Source organism: Tardiphaga sp. 215_C5_N2_1 (assembly GCF_052076055.1).
In the GTDB taxonomy this organism is placed as follows: domain Bacteria; phylum Pseudomonadota; class Alphaproteobacteria; order Rhizobiales; family Xanthobacteraceae; genus Tardiphaga; species Tardiphaga robiniae.
The window spans coordinates 1,268,205-1,284,584 of record NZ_CP197240.1 but is presented as its reverse complement, the minus strand read 5'-3'; the positions used below and the strand labels follow the sequence as shown (position 1 = coordinate 1,284,584).

The window sequence follows — 16,380 nt, the reverse complement described above, 5'->3', positions numbered from 1 at the left end:
GCGGTCTTCGCCGGGCCGGCTGCGACAAGTTCCCGCAGGACCGTCCTCCAACCAAGAGCTCCGATTTGTCCGCTCCCGAAGCTGCCCCCGTCGATGTCTCCATTGTCGTGCCCGTGCGCAACGAGCAGGACAATGTCGCGCCTTTGATCGCCGAGATCACCGCTGCGCTCGACGGCCGCTGGCCCTATGAGATTATCTACGTCAATGACGGCTCGACCGACGCCACGCCGGCTCGGCTGGCCGAGCTGATGCAGACGCGCAGCAATCTGCGCCGTATCGACCACGCCGCATCATCGGGCCAGTCGGCCGCCGTGCGTACTGGCGTGCGCAACGCCCGTGGCGCCATCGTGGCCACGCTGGATGGCGATGGTCAGAACAATCCGGCATTCCTGCCCAACTTGATTTCGGCCATTCAGGATGGCGGCGGCCGTGTTGGTCTCGCCGCCGGGCAGCGCGTTGGCCGCAAGGATACCGGCTTCAAGAAAGCGCAATCGAAGATCGCCAATGCTGTCCGCAACGCGATCCTGAAGGACGGCACCCGCGATACCGGCTGCGGCCTGAAGGCGTTCCGCCGAGATGTATTCTTGTCGATGCCTTATTTCGATGGTCTGCATCGCTTCCTTCCGGCCCTGGTGCGCCGCGAGGGCTTCGACATCGCCTATGTCGATGTCACCGATCGGCCGCGCCATTCCGGTGTGTCCAATTACGGATTTTTCGATCGACTCTGGATAGGCATCATGGATCTTGCCGGCGTCTGGTGGCTGATCCGCCGCAAGCGTACGACGCCGGTCGCAACCGAGTTCAAATAAATGCTGATTCAATACGGTCAGGCGCTTGGCGACTATATCTACGACGTCTTCGTCGCGAAGTTCGATTTCTGGCTCGCCTTTGGTTTGATCGCCCAGCTGCTGTTTACCGCGCGCTTTCTCGTGCAATGGATTTCCAGCGAACGCGCCGGACAGAGCGTGGTGCCGATGGCCTTCTGGTTCTTCTCCATGGCCGGCGGGTTCATGACACTGATCTACGGCATAGCCAAGCGCGAGCCGGTGATCATCCTCGGCCAGGCCTTCGCCACGGTGATCTATGTCCGCAACATCATGCTGATCATCAAGAACCGCGGCAGCGGATCGAAGACGCTCGAGAGCTGAGCGTCTTCGTCTGGCGTCCTCACCGATCAAAGCGCCGCATTGAACGCCGCCAGGCCTCGCTCCAGATCGGCCTTCAGATCATCGACACTTTCCAGCCCGATATGAAACCGCAGGGCCGGACCGCCGGGTGCCCATGTCGTCGCGCTCCGATAATCCGAGCAGTCGAACGGGATGACGAGACTCTCGAAGCCACCCCAGGAGTAGCCCATGCCGAACAGCTTGACGGTATCGAGCAGGGCATCGACGGCTTTTTGCGAAGACGGCTTCAGGATGATGCTGAACAGGCCGGATGCGCCTGTAAAGTCGCGCTTCCAGATGGCGTGGCCGGGATGGCTGGGCAAAGCGGGATGCAGCACCTTCAGCACTTCGGGGCGGGTCTCCAGCCACCGGGCCATCTCCAGCGCCGAGCGCTGATGATGCGCGAGCCGGACGGACATTGTGCGTAGCCCGCGCAGCGCGAGGAAGACGTCGTCCGGGCCGGCGCATGTCCCGAGCAGCCTGATGCCTTCGCTGATCAGCGGCCAGGCTGCGTCATTGGCGGAGATGGTGCCGAACATGATGTCCGAGTGGCCGCCGATATATTTGGTCGCCGCCTGGATACTGATATCGACGCCCTGTTCGAGCGAGCGATGATAGAGCGGCGTGGCCCAGGTGTTGTCGTCGAGCACCAGCGCGCCGCGCGCATGCGCAATGCCGGCAATGAGAGGCACATCCGGCATTTCGAAGGATTGTGAGCCCGGCGCTTCGACCAGGACGGCGCGGGTATTCGATTTGAACAGCGCTTCAATGCCGGCGCCGATCAGCGGATCGAAATAGGTGGTCTCGATGCCGTAGCGTGCCAGCATGCCGTTGCAGAAATTGCGTGTCGGCCGATAGGCGCTGTCGCTAACGAGGAGATGATCGCCGGCCTTGAGCACCGAGAGCAGGGCGGTCGAGATCGCGGCGAGGCCCGATGGCACGAGCCCCACGCCGGCACATTTCGGGCCTTCCAGTGCCATCAGCGCTTCCTGCAAAGCCCTGGTGGTCGGCGTGCCGTGGCGGCCATACTGAAACTCGCCGCGATGCGCGTGGAGGTCGTCGGCGGTCGGATACAGCACCGTGGAGCCGCGCACGACCGGTGGATTGACGAAGCCCCGCTGCGATTTGGTGTCGCGGCCGGCGGTGACGATCACGGTGTCCGTGTCGAGCGAGGTGGTGCCGTGATTATCGTTCGAAGCTGTCATAATGGGGCCGCCGGTCTGCAGGTGTTGCAAGGCCATTGGCATCTGGGTTGCCGAATGGCTGGTTCCGTCACTAAGAGGACACGGCGGATGGCCGTCAACCCCTTGACCCGGCTGGCTGATCGTTCTCTGTTGCGGACCTCGCGATCCCCCCGCGGCACGTTGAGGGGCCTGCCGCGAAATCTGCGATTTCCTGCTGATTCGTACGGTCTTTTTAGATCGTCTCTGCTGTCGTTCGCCTTTCCGGTCGGCCCATTCACGGCTATGGAACTGATCCGTAGGCTCGTCATTCAATTCTTTGCGTCGACCGAGCGTCCTGACGTCCCCAAAGAGGCCTTACATGAAACGCGCAACCTTGATGTTCTCTCTCGCTCTTGCCGCCAGTCTGACCGCGCAAGGCGCATCTGCGCAGACGCTCAAGACCGTGAAGGACCGCGGCATGCTGTCCTGCGGCGTCACCCAGGGCCTGCCGGGTTTCTCGGCGCCGGATGACAAGGGCAACTGGGTGGGCTTCGACGTCGACCTGTGCCGCGGCATTGCGGCGGCGATCTTCAATGATGCCACCAAGGTGAAATATGTGCCGCTCTCGGCGAAGGATCGCTTTACTGCCTTGCAGTCCGGCGAGATCGACGTGCTGTCGCGCAATACGACCTGGACGCTGTCGCGCGATACGTCGCTTGGCGTGAACTTCGCCGGCATCAACTACTATGACGGCCAGGGCTTCCTGGTTCGCAAGGCGCTCAAGGTGAACTCGGCGCTCGAACTCAACAGCGCCTCGATCTGCCTGCAGACCGGCACCACCAACGAGCAGAATGTTGCCGACTACTTCAAGGGCAACAACATGAAGTATGAAGTCATCGCGTTCTCGACTGCAGACGAGACCATCAAGGCCTATGAATCCGGCCGTTGCGACGTGTTCACGGCTGATCTCTCGCAACTTTATGCAGAACGCCTGAAGCTCACAGTGCCTGCAGATCATGCCGTGCTCCCTGAGGTGATTTCCAAGGAGCCGCTTGGCCCATTGGTGCGTCATGGCGACGATCAGTGGCTCGATGTGGTGCGCTGGACGCTGTTCGCGATGGTCAATGCCGAAGAGCTCGGGATTACCCAGAAGAACGTCGACGACCAGGCGAAATCCGACAAGCCGGAGCTGAAGCGTATCTTTGGCACCGACGGCAATCTCGGCGAAACGCTGGGCCTCACCAAGGACTGGTTCGCGCGCATCATCAAGGCGACCGGCAATTACGGCGAGGTATTCGACCGTAATGTCGGCGCAGGCTCCAAGCTCGGGATCTCGCGCGGACTGAACCAGCTCTGGAACAAGGGCGGCATCCAATACGCGCCGCCGATCCGCTGAGCGCATCATCGCCTGTGGCGACATCGACCGAAGCCAGAAAACCGCCGCTGCAACTCGCTGCAAAATTGCGGCGCGCGCTGGGCGGGCAGGCGGGCTGGAGCGGCTTTGTGCTCCAGATCGTGTTTGTCGCGGCGCTGGTCTGGATCGGCTATGAGATCGTCGAGAATGCACGCAGCAATCTGGCCGCGCAGAAGATCGCATCCGGCTTCGGATTCCTGTCAAACACTGCGGGCTTTGCGGTCAGTCAGGCGCTGATCCCGTATTCGGAGTCCGACACCTATCTGCAGGTGTTCTTTGTCGGCCTCGTGAACACGCTGGTCGTGTCGCTGATTGGCATATTCTTTGCGACCATCATCGGCTTCATCGTCGGGCTCGGCCGGATGTCGCCGAACTGGCTGCTGGCGCGGATCGCAGGCAGCTATGTTGAACTGATCCGTAACCTGCCGCTGCTGTTCCAGATCCTGTTCTGGTATCTCGCCGTGCTCGCGACACTGCCGCAGCCGCGGCAGAGCATCTCGTTGCTGGACAGTTTTTTTCTCAGCAATCGCGGCTTTGGATTGCCGAAGCCGATCGGGACGGAGGCTTTCACGGCGTTCGCGGTCGCTGTGATCGTTGCGATCATCGCCGCGCTGGTGTTGCGCGTTTATGCGCGACAGCAGCTCTTCGCCAAGGGGCGTGTAATAGCCGTCTGGCCGATCACCTTGGGCTTGCTGATCGGTTTGCCGTTGCTGACGGTGCTCGTGCTCGGCAAGCCCGTGACATTCGAGTATCCGGTATTGAGAGGTTTTAATTTTTCGGGCGGCCTGCGTGTGCTGCCGGAATTCGTCGCGCTGACACTAGCGCTCTCGACCTACACCGCCGCCTTCATCGCCGAGATCGTGCGCGCGGGCGTCCAGTCGGTGCATAAGGGACAGGCCGAAGCGGGCGCATCGCTTGGACTTAGCCGGGGTGCAACGCTCCGACTGATCGTGGTGCCGCAGGCGATGCGCGTGATCCTGCCACCGCTGACCAACCAGTATCTCAACCTCACCAAGAATTCGTCGCTGGCTGTTGCCATCGGCTATCCCGATCTGGTCTCGGTCTTTGCCGGGACGACCATGAGCCAGACCGGGCAGGCCATCGAGATCATCGCCATCACCATGGCGGTCTATCTCGTGATCTCGCTGGTCACGAGCGCGCTCATGAGCGTCTATGGCTGGCGGATCTCGCGGAGCATGGGCGCATGAGCGATACCAGCTTCGTTGCAAGAGAACTGGTTGCAGAGCGCGCCGCTCCGGTGCGCAGCACGGGTTTCGTCGGCTTTGTGCAGACACGGCTGCTGAATTCACCGACCAATATTCTGCTGACTGTCATCAGCCTGTTGCTGCTGTGGTTCACCATTGCCCCCACGGTCAAATTCCTGCTGATCGACGCCGTCTGGCAGGGGCAAGACCGCACAGCGTGCCTGCCGGAAAACGTTGGCCACGCCGTTGGCGCCTGCTGGCCGTTCGTGCAGGCCAAGTTCACGCAGTTTATCTACGGCTTTTATCCTGAGTCGGAACGCTGGCGCGTCAATCTCACTTTCCTGCTGGGCGCGCTATTGCTGTTGCCGCTGCTGATCCCGCGTCTGCCCGCGAAGAGCGTGAATGCCGGACTGTTCTTCCTTGCCTTCCCTGTCGTGGCGTTCTTCCTGCTGTATGGCGGTGGCATCAATGGCTTCGGAATCAATTGGGCCACGGATTTTCTGTCGACCGTCGCGGTCCACATCACGGATGTCGGTCGCCGGCTCAGGGGCATCGGCCTTCTGTCCGATATTGCTGTCATCGGTTATCCGCTTACGCTGATAGGCGACGGCGTCGTAGCATTCGGCGACGGCCTGCAACTCGTCGCGCTGCCGTTTGAGTGGTTACGCAACGAAGGCGTCAATCATGGCAAACCTGTCTGGTTCGAACTGACGACAACCGCCATCATTGTCTCGCTGCTTATGTTCTTGTTGAACGGCCACTTCCGCAGCGGCTGGCGTGCGCTGGCCAACAGTATCTCCGTCTTCGCTGGCATCGCCGTCGTCATCGCCCTGCTGCGGCTTGATCGTGGCGGATTGCCGATCGTCGATACGCGGCTCTGGGGCGGATTGCTGGTGACGCTGGTGGTGTCGATCACAGGCATCGTCACGTCGATGCCGGTTGGCATCGCGCTGGCACTTGGCCGACGCTCGACCATTCCGTTGATCCGGCTGTTCTCGATTGCCTTCATCGAATTCTGGCGCGGCGTGCCGCTGATCACCGTATTGTTCTTTGCGACCTATATGCTGCCGCTGTTCCTGCCGGGCAATTTCACTGTTGATGGGCTGGTGCGCGCGCTGATCGGCATAGCGCTATTCGCTGGTGCCTATAATGCCGAGGTGATCCGCGGCGGGTTGCAGGCGATCCCGCGCGGTCAGGCGGAGGCGGCAAGTGCGCTAGGCCTGTCCTGGTGGAAGACCACGCGTCTGGTGGTGATGCCGCAGGCGCTGCGCCATGTTATTCCCGGCCTCGTCAATAGCTTCATCGCGCTTTTGAAGGATACGTCACTGGTGTCGATCGTGGCGCTGTTCGATTTGCTCGGCCAACTCCGCGCGGCGTTCGCAGATCCGAACTGGTCGACGCCGACGACCTTGTTCACCGGTTTTGCCTTTACCGGCATCATGTATTTCGTGATGTGCTTCGGCATCTCGCGCTATTCGCTATTCGTGGAGCACCGGCTCAATGTGCATCGACGGAGTTGAGGTGACATGTCCGTATCCGTGAATCCCATCGTCTCGGTTGCCGGCCTCAACAAATGGTTCGGCGATTTCCACGTGCTGCGCGACATCGATCTTGCGGTCGGCCGCAGCGAGCGCATCGTGATCTGCGGGCCGTCGGGCTCGGGCAAATCGACGCTGATCCGCTGCATCAATGCGCTGGAGGAGTTTCAGGAAGGCCGCATCACGGTCGACGGCATCGAACTCGGTCCCAACCTGCGCCGCGTCGACGATATCAGGCGTGATGTCGGGATGGTGTTCCAGAGCTTCAACCTGTTTCCGCATCTGACGGTGCTTGAGAACTGCACGTTGGCGCCGATCTGGGTACGGCATATGCCGAAGAAGGACGCCGATGCTGCGGCGATGAAGTATCTGGAGCGGGTGCGCATTCCAGACAAGGCCAATGCCTATCCCGGTCAGCTCTCCGGCGGCCAGCAGCAGCGTGTGGCGATCGCCCGGGCGCTGACGATGACGCCGAAGGTGATGCTGTTCGACGAGCCGACATCGGCGCTGGACCCGGAAATGGTCAAGGAAGTGCTCGACACCATGGTCGATCTTGCCGGCGAGGGCATGACCATGCTTGTGGTCACGCACGAGATGGGCTTTGCCAGGGAAGTCGCCAGCCGCGTCGTATTCATGGATGCCGGGCAAATCATCGAGGCGAATACACCGGACAAGTTCTTCGCCAATCCGCAGCATGCGCGGACGAAGCTGTTTCTGAGCCAGATTCTCCGCTGAGGCTTTGCCTCAGACTTTCTCGAACGGCACCGAGATATTGTTCTTCGTCTCCAGCCATGCCGGCACCGGCAGGTTCTTGCTGCGCATGAAGTCGGGATTGAACAGCTTCGACTGATAGCGGCCGCCGGAGTCGCAGAGAAGGGTGACGATGGTCTTGCCTGGGCCCAAGTCCTTCGCGAGACGGATCGCGCCGGCGATGTTAATTCCGGTCGAGCCGCCGAGACAGAGGCCTTCGTGCTGGAGCAGGTCGTAGATGACGGCGACGGCTTCCTCGTCAGGGATCAAGAAGGCGGTATCGACCTTCGCGGTCTCGATGACCGGCGTCACGCGGCCAATCCCGATGCCTTCCGTGATGGAATCGCCGGGCGTGGACTTGGCTTCGCCATGCTTGAACCAGTTATACATCGCAAAGCCATTTGGATCGGCGCAGGCCGTAACAATGTTGTTGTTCTTTTCCTTCAGGTAGCGGGTCGTGCCGGCTAGCGTGCCGCCGGTACCGACTGCCGAAATGAAGCCGTCCACCTTGCCGGCAGTCTGCTCCCAGATCTCGGGGCCCGTCGATTCATAATGGGCTTTGGCATTGTCGAGATTGTTCCACTGGTCGGCAAACAGAACGCCGTTCGGTTCGGTCTTGCGCAGCTGATCTGCGAGCCGTCGTCCGACATGTTGATAGTTGTTCGGATTGGCGAACGGCAGCGCGGGCACTTCGATCAGCTCGGCGCCGTTGAGCCGCAGCATATCTTTCTTTTCCTGGCTCTGCGTCTCCGGGATCACGATCAGCGTGCGATAGCCGCGCGCGCTCGCCACCACGGCGAGACCGATACCGGTATTGCCCGCAGTCGACTCGACAATGAGACCGCCGGGCTTCAGATCGCCGCGCTTCTCGGCTTCAAGGATCATCCATTTGCCCGCGCGGTCCTTCACCGACTGGCCGGGATTCATGAATTCGGCCTTGCCGAGAATGGTGCAGCCGGTCAGTTCGGATGCGCGCTTCAGCTTGATCAGAGGCGTGTTGCCGATCGCCTCGACGACGTCTTTGTTGAAGGTCATGGTGCTGAAATTCTTCGCTCGGGTTGTCGATCTCGCGGCGACCCTAGTGGAGGCCGCCGGGCCAGACAAGGGAAGGGTCTGGCCTCAAGATCTGGTGCCGCAGTGCGGAAAGTCCAGAGCGCGGACTATGGGGCTTTTGCGAATACGACCTGGCGAACGTCGATATTCCCCGACAGGAAACCGGCCTCGCAATAGGCCAGGTAGTATTCCCAGAGCCGCCGGAACCGGTCGTCGAAACCGAGCGGCGTCAGGCTTGGCCAGGCCGCGCGGAAACTATCTCTCCAGGTCGCCAGCGTCTTGGCATAATCCAGTCCGAATATGCGTTCCTTGATGACAGGAACGCCGTATCTGGCCCCGAGGGATTTCAGGATTTCCGGCGACGGCAGCATGCCGCCGGGAAAGACGTAGCGCTGAATGAAGTCGACCTCGCGCCGATAGGTCTGGAAGAACTTGTCTTGGATCGTGATGGCCTGGATACCGATCAATCCGCCGGGCAGCAGCCGGTCGCGCAATTGTGAGAAATACTGCGGCCAGAACTGTTCGCCGACGGCCTCGATCATCTCGATCGAAGCGATGCGGTCATACTGTCCACGTTCGTCGCGATAGTCCTGAAACTTGATCTCGACCTTGTCGCCAAGGCCCGCGTCCTGCATCCGCTTACGTGCGAAATCGCGCTGCTCGGTCGAGATGGTGAGACCGGTGACATGCGCGCCGTAGTTTTTCGCGGCATATTCGGCAAAGCCACCCCAGCCGCAGCCGATCTCCAACACCTTCTGGCCGGGCTTCAGATCGATTGCTTCTGCAAGCCGGCGATATTTGTTGTTTTGCGCGGCCGTGAGATCCTGCGTACCGTCTTCGAAAATCGCGGACGAATAGGTCATGCTCGGATCGAGCCACGCAGAATAGAACGCGTTGCCGATGTCGTAGTGCGCGTAGATGTTCTTGCGAGCTTGCCGCTTGGTGTTGCGATTGAACCAGTGACGAACGATCTGCACGAAGCGCATCAGCGGATTGTTGCCGAGCATCACCTGAATGAGATCGTGATTGACGCAGAACAGATAAAGGAATTGCGTGAGATCCGGCGTGTCCCATTCGCGGTGTAGATAGGCTTCCGCGATGCCGATATCGCCGCCATTCACAAGACGCGACGCGAACGCATAGCTGGTGATCGTCATCTCTGCGGCGGGACCAGGTTCCATGCCGCCGAGGCGGACACGCCGGCCATCGGGGAGTGTCACATCAAGTGTACCGCGGCGCAGACGTGAGCCGAAGCCCAATGCCAGCCGGACGATGCGCGGCAGATCGGGCAGCGCCTTGTCGACATTTTCCGGAGTGAGAACGATCAAGTCAGACATGCGCAGATCCAGGGGAGTTCGTGGTTCTGTGTTCGCATTCAAGTCGCATGGATAGATGTGGCCGCCGTTCTTTTGTCGGACAGGACCGCCCTTGTGCGTTGCAAAATCCGATCAACGCGCGGGCGATTTTACGGGAGTATAAGCGCGGCTTTGTTTGCTCGCCAAGCCGGTATTTCTCGCATGGCTTGCTTCACGCGACACCAGGCGTATGCACCCTTGATCCAATAACCAGTCCATGCGTCGCAGAACCTGGTGCGGTGCTCGCCCTGAATCTGGTCGAGGCGCTTTCGCGCCGCGAGCGCCCTGGCGTCATCGTCGGCAATGCCCTGCAAACGGTTCATCCAGGTCACGGTTGGCATCCCCAGCGGTTTTCAAAATGGCGCCGACGGCGCAGGTGAACGCAATCCGGATGTCAGCAACAAATGAACACATGAAATCTTCGTAAGCCTGACCTGCCGGCGCTTCTGTGAGGGACCAAAAAACCCCACAAAATCGGGAGAATCTGTGCAAATCCACTCATTTGCGGGCATCTAGCATTCGTGTCGCTTGCACGTTGCGATACGTAAGAACACTGTCCGCAGGATGATTGAGCCGCTAGAATGCGGGCTCGCTTCATTGACCAGCATCACCCGGTGAACGTGTCTCAGGCTGCATACTCCAACGCCCCGAATCTCGGCGCAAAGCGCGCGCGGCGGAGCCTTGTCCGGATGTTCGTGCGGTGAATCTCGTGTTCGCGAAAAAGATTGGGCGTTCGGTCGTCGCCTTTGCCGTTGCTGCCAGTTCGGCAGGCTGCATTTTGACCAAGGATCTGCCTGATCCGGCCCTCGATATTCCCGAGGGCTATAAGGCGGCACGGCTGGCCAATCCGAACGGCGCCACGCCGACACTGGACTGGTGGCGCGGCTTTCGCTCCAGGGAACTGACGCAGCTGATGGAGGAGGCCCAGACGGTCAACCTCGATATCGCTGCGGCAACATCGCGAATCATGCAGGCCGATGCGCAGGCACGAATCACCGGCGCAGCGCTGCTGCCCAGCGTGAGCGGCGGCGGGCAGGAGACCTATTCGCGGACCTCGGGCTCAAGCTCTAGCGGCCTAACCAATGGCGGCCGCGAGGTGGTGACCTATTCTGCCTCGCTCTCGGCCAGCTATGAGATCGACTTCTGGGGCAAGAACCGCGACGCGGCGCTGGCTGCGGAAGAAACCTCGACGGCCAATCGCTTTGACCGCGACGTGGTGGCGCTAACCACTATGGCGGCTGTCGCCAATGCCTATTTCCAGGTGCTGACCTCGCAGGACCGCATTCGCACAGCGGAGCGCAACATCGCCAGCGCGCAGCGTATCCTTGATGCGATCAAACAGCGCTTCAGTGCCGGCACCGGCACCGATCTCGATGTCGCGCAGCAGGAAAGCGTGCTGGCCAATCAGCGCGCTGCGGTGCCGCCGCTGCGGACCACGCTGGCGCAGAACGTCAATGCGCTCGCGACGCTAGTGTCCCGCCCCCCTGAAAGCGTGCTCGTGGCCGGCGGGTCGCTGAACAATATCGCAGCCCCGCGCGTCACGCCCGGCCTGCCGTCAGAGCTGTTAACCCAGCGGCCGGATATCCGCCGGCAGGAGGCGCAATTGGCCTCGGCCACGGCCAATGTCGGCAGCGCCCGGGCGCAGTTCTTTCCGAGTATCCAGTTGACCGGCTCGGGCGGTTATCAGAGCGCAGCGCTGGCCTCGCTGTTCCAACCCAATGCCGCCTTCTTCAGCCTCGTCGGCGGCCTGACACAGCCGATCTTCGATGGCGGGCGCATCCAGGGCAATTTCGAGCTGACCCAGGCACGGCAGGACGAGCTCCTGCAGACCTATCGCAAGACGGTCGTGCAGTCCTTTGCCGACGTGGACAACGCGCTGGTCGCGATTCGCCAGACCACCGAGCGGCTGCGGCTGCAGCGTGAGGTGGTCCGGGCGTCCCGGCGGGCCTTCGAGCTGTCCGAGCAGCAATTGCGCGCCGGAACCGCTGACATCGTAACTGTGCTAAACACCCAGCTGACGCTGTTCCAGGCGGAAGATGTCCTGTCGCAGGCGCAACTGGCGCGACTGCAGGCGATCATCAGCCTCTATCAGGCGCTGGGGGGCGGCTGGGAGCCGAAAATGGAAAGACCGGTCAATGCTCTTTAAGCCGGAGTTGAAAGAGGCCGCGAAAGCGACGGGCGATGGTGTCGCCAAGGTCGCCGGCAAGGCGCGCCGCCGTACTGTGTCGATCGCCGTGACGCTGCTGATCCTCGGCGGGCTCGGCTATATCGGCTGGAACGCCTTCCAGCAGCGTCAGACCGCCAACCGCGGCGGTTTCCGGCCGGACATGATGACGGTGCCGGTGCTTGCGGCGATGCCGAAGATCCAGGACGTGCCGGTCTATCTCGATGGCGTCGGCTCGGTGAAGGCCTTGAACAACGTCACCGTGCGCGCGCAGGTCGACGGCAAACTGATCAAGGTCAATTTCAAGGAAGGTCAGGACGTCAAGGCTGGCGATGTGCTCGGCGAGATTGACCCGGTGCTCTACAAGGCACTGTACGATCAGGCTGTTGCGAAGAAGGCGCAGGACGAGGCGACGCTTGCCAATGCGCGGCTCGACCTGATCCGCTACCAGCAGCTCGCAACGTCAAACGCCGGCTCCAAGCAGCAGGCCGACACCCAGAAGTCTCTCGTTGCCCAGCAGGAGGCTCTGGTGAATGCCGATCAGGCTGCCATCGACAATGCCGCCGCAACGCTGAGCTACACCAAGATCATCGCGCCGCTCTCTGGCCGGGCCGGCCTGCGTCAGGTCGATCAGGGCAACATCATCCACGCGTCCGATACCACGGGCCTCGTGGTGATCACGCAACTGCAGCCTATCGCAGTACTGTTCAGCCTGCCGCAGCAGCAAATCGTTCGCGCCAACGCCGCTGCTGCCAAGGGCACGCTGATGGTCGATGTGTTCGGCAATGACGGCGTGACCGTCATCGACACCGGTACGCTCACCGGCATCGACAATCAGGTCGATACAACCACCGGCACAGTGAAGCTGAAGGCCGAATTCCCGAACCCGAATTATCAGCTCTGGCCCGGTCAGTTCGTCAATGTGCGGCTGAAGGTCGAGACCCTGAAGGATGCGATGGTGGTGCCGACCTCGGCCGTACAACGCGGTCCCGCCGGTACGTTCAGTTACGTGATCGAGGAGGGCGACATCGTCAAGGCGGTGCCGGTCACCGTAACGCAGCAGAACGAGACCACGGCCGTCATCGCCAAGGGCCTGTCGGCGACCGAGCGTGTTGTCACCACGGGCTTTGCCAATCTCGCAGAAGGATCGAAGGTGTCTGTCGGCACCAACGATCAGGAGCCGACCGCCGACTTGGCACCACGTAAGCGTGGCGGGGGCAAGGGCAATGATGCTGGCGAGCGTCGTGGCAAGCGCGGCCAGAATTCAGGTGGTGCGGGTGGCCAAGGCAATCCGCAGGCACCGATTGGCCAGACGCCGCCTCCAGCCAGCCCGAGCGCTGCGCCATCGGGAGCGAAGTAGCCATGATGTTCGCACGATCGATCGCCTGAGTTGATGACTTCTATACCAAAGAGCGCACAGTCATGAGCGTCTCGGAACCCTTCATCCGCCGGCCCATCGCGACGTCGTTGCTTGGCATCGCGTTGTTGATCGGTGGCGCGCTTGGCTATTTCGGGCTTCCGGTGTCGGCGCTGCCGCAGGTCGATTTCCCGACCGTGCAGGTCTCGACGCAATTGCCGGGCGCGAGCCCCGAAGTGACAGCGTCGCTGATCACCGCGCCTCTGGAGCGTCAGCTCGGACAGATTCCGTCGCTGTCATCGATGACCTCGACGAGCTCGTTCGGCGTCAGCCAGATATCACTGCAATTCGATCTCAACCGCGATATCGATGGCGCGACCCAGGACGTGCAGGCGGCGATTAATGCCGCCGCCGGTGTGCTGCCGAAGAACCTGCCATACCCGCCGGTCTACGCGAAGGTCAATCCGGCCGACGCGCCGGTGATGACATTGGCGCTGACCTCGGACACCATCTCGCTGCGATCGATGAGCGACCTGTCCGATACATTGCTGGCGCAGCGGCTCAGCCAGATTTCGGGTGTCGGCAAGGTTGCCGTGCTTGGCGGCTTGAAGCCAGCGGTGCGGGTGCAGGCGGATCTGGCGCGGCTCGCTGCCTACGGCATCGCGATGGAAGATCTGCGCGCAGCGATCGCCGGCGCCAATGTGTCGGGTCCCAAGGGCTCGCTCGACGGAGCGCAGCAAGCTTACACCATCGCAGCGAACGACCAGATCGCGGCGGCGGATCAGTATCGGCCGATCATTATCGCTTATCGCAACGGATCCCCTGTCACCATCGGCGACATTGCGCAGATCGTCGACGGGCTGGAAAACGACCGTACTGGCGGTTGGTATCAAGGCACGCCAGCGGTGATCATCGAGATCCAGCGCCAGCCCGGCGCCAATGTTATCGAGGTCGTTCGCCAGATCCGCGAGGAAATTCCGAAGGTTCAGCGGTCCATGCCCGCCGGCGTCAAGCTAACCATTGTCAGCGATCGCACTGTGACGATCCGCGCCTCCGTGCATGACGTGCAATTCACGCTGGTCCTGTCCGTCATCTTGGTGACGCTGGTGGTGCTGCTGTTCCTCCGGTCGCTGCGTGCAACGCTGATTGCCGGCGTGGCGCTGCCGCTGTCGCTGATCACCTCCTTCGGCGTGATGTATTTCGCCGGCTTCAGTCTCGACAATCTCAGCCTGATGGCGCTGACCATCGGCACCGGCTTTGTCGTCGACGACGCCATCGTGATGATCGAGAACATCGTCCGCCACATGGAAGAGGGCGAAAGCCCGATGGAAGCGGCGCTGGCGGGCGCGAAGGAAATCGGCTTCACGGTGATCTCGCTGACGGTGTCGCTGATCGCTGTCTTCATCCCGCTGCTATTCATGTCCGGCCTCGTTGGCCGCATGTTCCGCGAATTCGCGATGACGCTGACCATTGCCGTGGTGATGTCCGCCGTGGTCTCGCTGACGTTGACGCCGATGATGTGCTCGCGGCTTTTGAAGCACACCAAGGATGAATGGCAGGTGCCCGGTCTCGGCGCCGTCAGCCGCGGTATCGACCGGATGGTGGCGTTTTATCATCGCACGCTGCTGTGGGTGCTGCAGCATCAGCCGGCGACGCTGGTCGTCACGTTCCTGACCATCGTCGCAACGCTGGGTCTCTATGTCATCGCCCCCAAGGGCTTCCTGCCGCTGCAGGACACGGCCTCGATTACTGCGGTGACAGAAGCCGGCGCCGACGTGTCCTTCACGGAAATGCAGAGCCGGCAGGGCGCGGCAGCCGCAGCAATCCAGAGCGATCCGGATGTTACCGGCATCATCTCTGTGATCGGCGGCGGCTCGGTCAATCCGACCACCAATGTCGGCCGGCTGGTGATGACCCTGAAGCCGCGCGGCGAGCGCAAGGACGACATGAACGCCGTGATCGCGCGGCTCAAGGATCGCGTCGCCGCGATCCCTGGCATGACCGTGTATTTCCAGCCCGTCCAGGACATCCAGATCAGTACGCAGAGTAGTCGCTCGCAATATCAATATACGTTGACCGGGACTGATGCGGCCCAGGTGACCGAGTGGTCACAGAAGCTGGTTGCTGAATTGCGCCGCGATCCGATGTTTCGAGACGTATCCTCGGAAGCCCAGACCGGTGGATTGCGAGCCTCGCTCGACATCAACCGGCAGCGTGCCGGTCAGCTCGGCGTCAATCTACAGGGCGTCACCGACACGCTGAATGACGCCTTCGCGCAGCGCCAGATTTCGACCATCTACGGTCAGGCCAATCAGTACCGCGTTGTGCTGGAAGCATTGCCGTCGCAGCAGCGCGATCCCGATGTGCTGTCGAAACTGTATCTGCCCGGTGCGGCAGGCGCGCAGGTGCCGCTGTCTGCCGTAGCCACATTGACGCGTACCACGGCGCCACTGGCGATCTCGCATCAGGCGCAATTCCCCGCGATCTCGCTCAGCTTCAACCTCGGGCCTAACGAGGCGCTCGGCGATGCGGTCGACGAAGTGAAGAAGATCGAGACCCGGATCGGCATGCCGACCAGCATTGTCGGGATGTTCTCCGGCGATGCTGCGGAATTCTCCAAGTCGCTGTCAGGGCAGCCCTGGCTGATCCTCGCGGCGCTGGTGACGATCTATATTGTGCTCGGTGTGCTCTATGAGAGCTACATTCATCCGATCACCATTCTCTCGACGCTGCCGTCCGCCGGTGTCGGTGCGATCCTGGCCCTGATGCTGACCGGGCAGGACCTGTCGGTGATCGGCCTGATCGGCATCATCCTCCTGATGGGCATCGTCAAGAAGAACGCGATCATGATGATCGACTTCGCACTGGATGCCGAGCGGAATCGTGGCATGGCGCCCGAAGCCGCCATCGTGGAAGCCTGCCTGCTGCGATTCAGGCCTATCATGATGACGACGCTGGCGGCGCTGTTCGGCGCATTGCCGCTGGCGATCGAAAGTGGCACCGGCGCAGAGCTGCGCTTCCCGCTCGGTGTCTCGATCATCGGCGGTCTGCTGCTCAGCCAGATCCTGACGCTCTACACCACGCCGGTGATCTATCTGGCGCTGGATCGCATCAACCGCCGGTTCGAGAAGAGTGTGCCGCCCGTTGCGGGTGCAGCCGGAACGGCGGGAGCAGGGGGGCCGCCCTAGTGGCTTCCATCTCCATCTCAGCGCCAT

13 protein-coding genes are annotated in these 16,380 nt (G+C 61.6%); 9 read left to right on the top strand and 4 right to left on the bottom strand.

The window, feature by feature from the left end; genetic code table 11:
• Nucleotides 1-65 precede the first annotated feature (65 nt).
• Nucleotides 66-809 (top strand): glycosyltransferase family 2 protein, encoded by a 744-nt coding sequence (locus AB7828_RS05985; protein ID WP_184516724.1) that lies wholly within the window; start codon nt 66-68, stop codon nt 807-809.
• Complete coding sequence (locus tag AB7828_RS05980; RefSeq protein WP_089264280.1) at nt 810-1,148, top strand: lipid-A-disaccharide synthase N-terminal domain-containing protein; 339 nt, start codon at nt 810-812, stop codon at nt 1,146-1,148. It abuts the gene before it with no gap.
• Nucleotides 1,149-1,174: 26 nt separating this feature from the next.
• Here the strand turns inward: AB7828_RS05980 and metC are convergent, their stop codons facing one another.
• Nucleotides 1,175-2,371, bottom strand: coding sequence for a cystathionine beta-lyase (gene metC / locus AB7828_RS05975; RefSeq protein WP_441232199.1), 1,197 nt, complete (start codon nt 2,369-2,371; stop codon nt 1,175-1,177).
• 337 nt (nt 2,372-2,708) lie between these two features.
• Here metC and AB7828_RS05970 point away from each other — a divergent pair, with 337 nt between their 5' ends.
• Genes AB7828_RS05970 through AB7828_RS05955 form a run of 4 tightly spaced genes read left to right on the top strand, consistent with a single transcriptional unit; the run spans nt 2,709 to nt 7,221 of the window.
• Complete coding sequence (locus AB7828_RS05970) at nt 2,709-3,725, top strand: amino acid ABC transporter substrate-binding protein (RefSeq protein ID WP_093758538.1); 1,017 nt, start codon at nt 2,709-2,711, stop codon at nt 3,723-3,725.
• Nucleotides 3,726-3,739: 14 nt separating this feature from the next.
• Nucleotides 3,740-4,951 (top strand): amino acid ABC transporter permease, encoded by a 1,212-nt coding sequence (locus AB7828_RS05965; protein ID WP_441229669.1) that lies wholly within the window; start codon nt 3,740-3,742, stop codon nt 4,949-4,951.
• A complete protein-coding gene (locus AB7828_RS05960) occupies nt 4,948-6,468 on the top strand; it encodes an amino acid ABC transporter permease (protein ID WP_441229668.1) in 1,521 nt (506 codons plus the stop codon). The genes AB7828_RS05965 and AB7828_RS05960 overlap by 4 nt, the downstream gene beginning before the upstream one ends.
• A 6-nt stretch (nt 6,469-6,474) precedes the next feature.
• Nucleotides 6,475-7,221, top strand: a complete 747-nt coding sequence (locus tag AB7828_RS05955) for an amino acid ABC transporter ATP-binding protein (RefSeq protein WP_120289657.1) — start codon at nt 6,475-6,477, stop codon at nt 7,219-7,221.
• Nucleotides 7,222-7,230: 9 nt separating this feature from the next.
• Here the strand turns inward: AB7828_RS05955 and AB7828_RS05950 are convergent, their stop codons facing one another.
• The 3 genes from AB7828_RS05950 to AB7828_RS05940 all read right to left on the bottom strand — a co-directional run bounded on the left by AB7828_RS05950 (nt 7,231) and on the right by AB7828_RS05940 (nt 9,976).
• Nucleotides 7,231-8,271 carry a cysteine synthase A gene (locus AB7828_RS05950; protein WP_309949045.1) on the bottom strand — a complete coding sequence of 347 codons (1,041 nt, stop codon included), beginning with the start codon at nt 8,269-8,271 and terminating at the stop codon, nt 7,231-7,233.
• Nucleotides 8,272-8,396: 125 nt separating this feature from the next.
• Nucleotides 8,397-9,626 carry an SAM-dependent methyltransferase gene (locus AB7828_RS05945; protein ID WP_093758543.1) on the bottom strand — a complete coding sequence of 410 codons (1,230 nt, stop codon included), beginning with the start codon at nt 9,624-9,626 and terminating at the stop codon, nt 8,397-8,399.
• 128 nt (nt 9,627-9,754) lie between these two features.
• On the bottom strand, nt 9,755-9,976 hold the full coding sequence (locus AB7828_RS05940) for a hypothetical protein (protein ID WP_184516712.1): 222 nt from the start codon (nt 9,974-9,976) through the stop codon (nt 9,755-9,757).
• A 377-nt stretch (nt 9,977-10,353) separates the two neighbouring features.
• Here AB7828_RS05940 and AB7828_RS05935 point away from each other — a divergent pair, with 377 nt between their 5' ends.
• The 3 genes from AB7828_RS05935 (at nt 10,354) to AB7828_RS05925 (ending at nt 16,353) form a co-directional block, all read left to right on the top strand.
• Nucleotides 10,354-11,790, top strand: coding sequence for an efflux transporter outer membrane subunit (locus AB7828_RS05935; protein ID WP_441229667.1), 1,437 nt, complete (start codon nt 10,354-10,356; stop codon nt 11,788-11,790).
• The gene (locus tag AB7828_RS05930; protein ID WP_184516709.1) at nt 11,780-13,168 is read left to right on the top strand and encodes an efflux RND transporter periplasmic adaptor subunit; all 1,389 of its coding nucleotides are present in this window, start codon (nt 11,780-11,782) and stop codon (nt 13,166-13,168) included. The genes AB7828_RS05935 and AB7828_RS05930 overlap by 11 nt, the downstream gene beginning before the upstream one ends.
• 62 nt (nt 13,169-13,230) lie before the next feature.
• A complete protein-coding gene (locus AB7828_RS05925) occupies nt 13,231-16,353 on the top strand; it encodes an efflux RND transporter permease subunit (protein ID WP_175368995.1) in 3,123 nt (1,040 codons plus the stop codon).
• Nucleotides 16,354-16,380 lie beyond the last annotated feature (27 nt).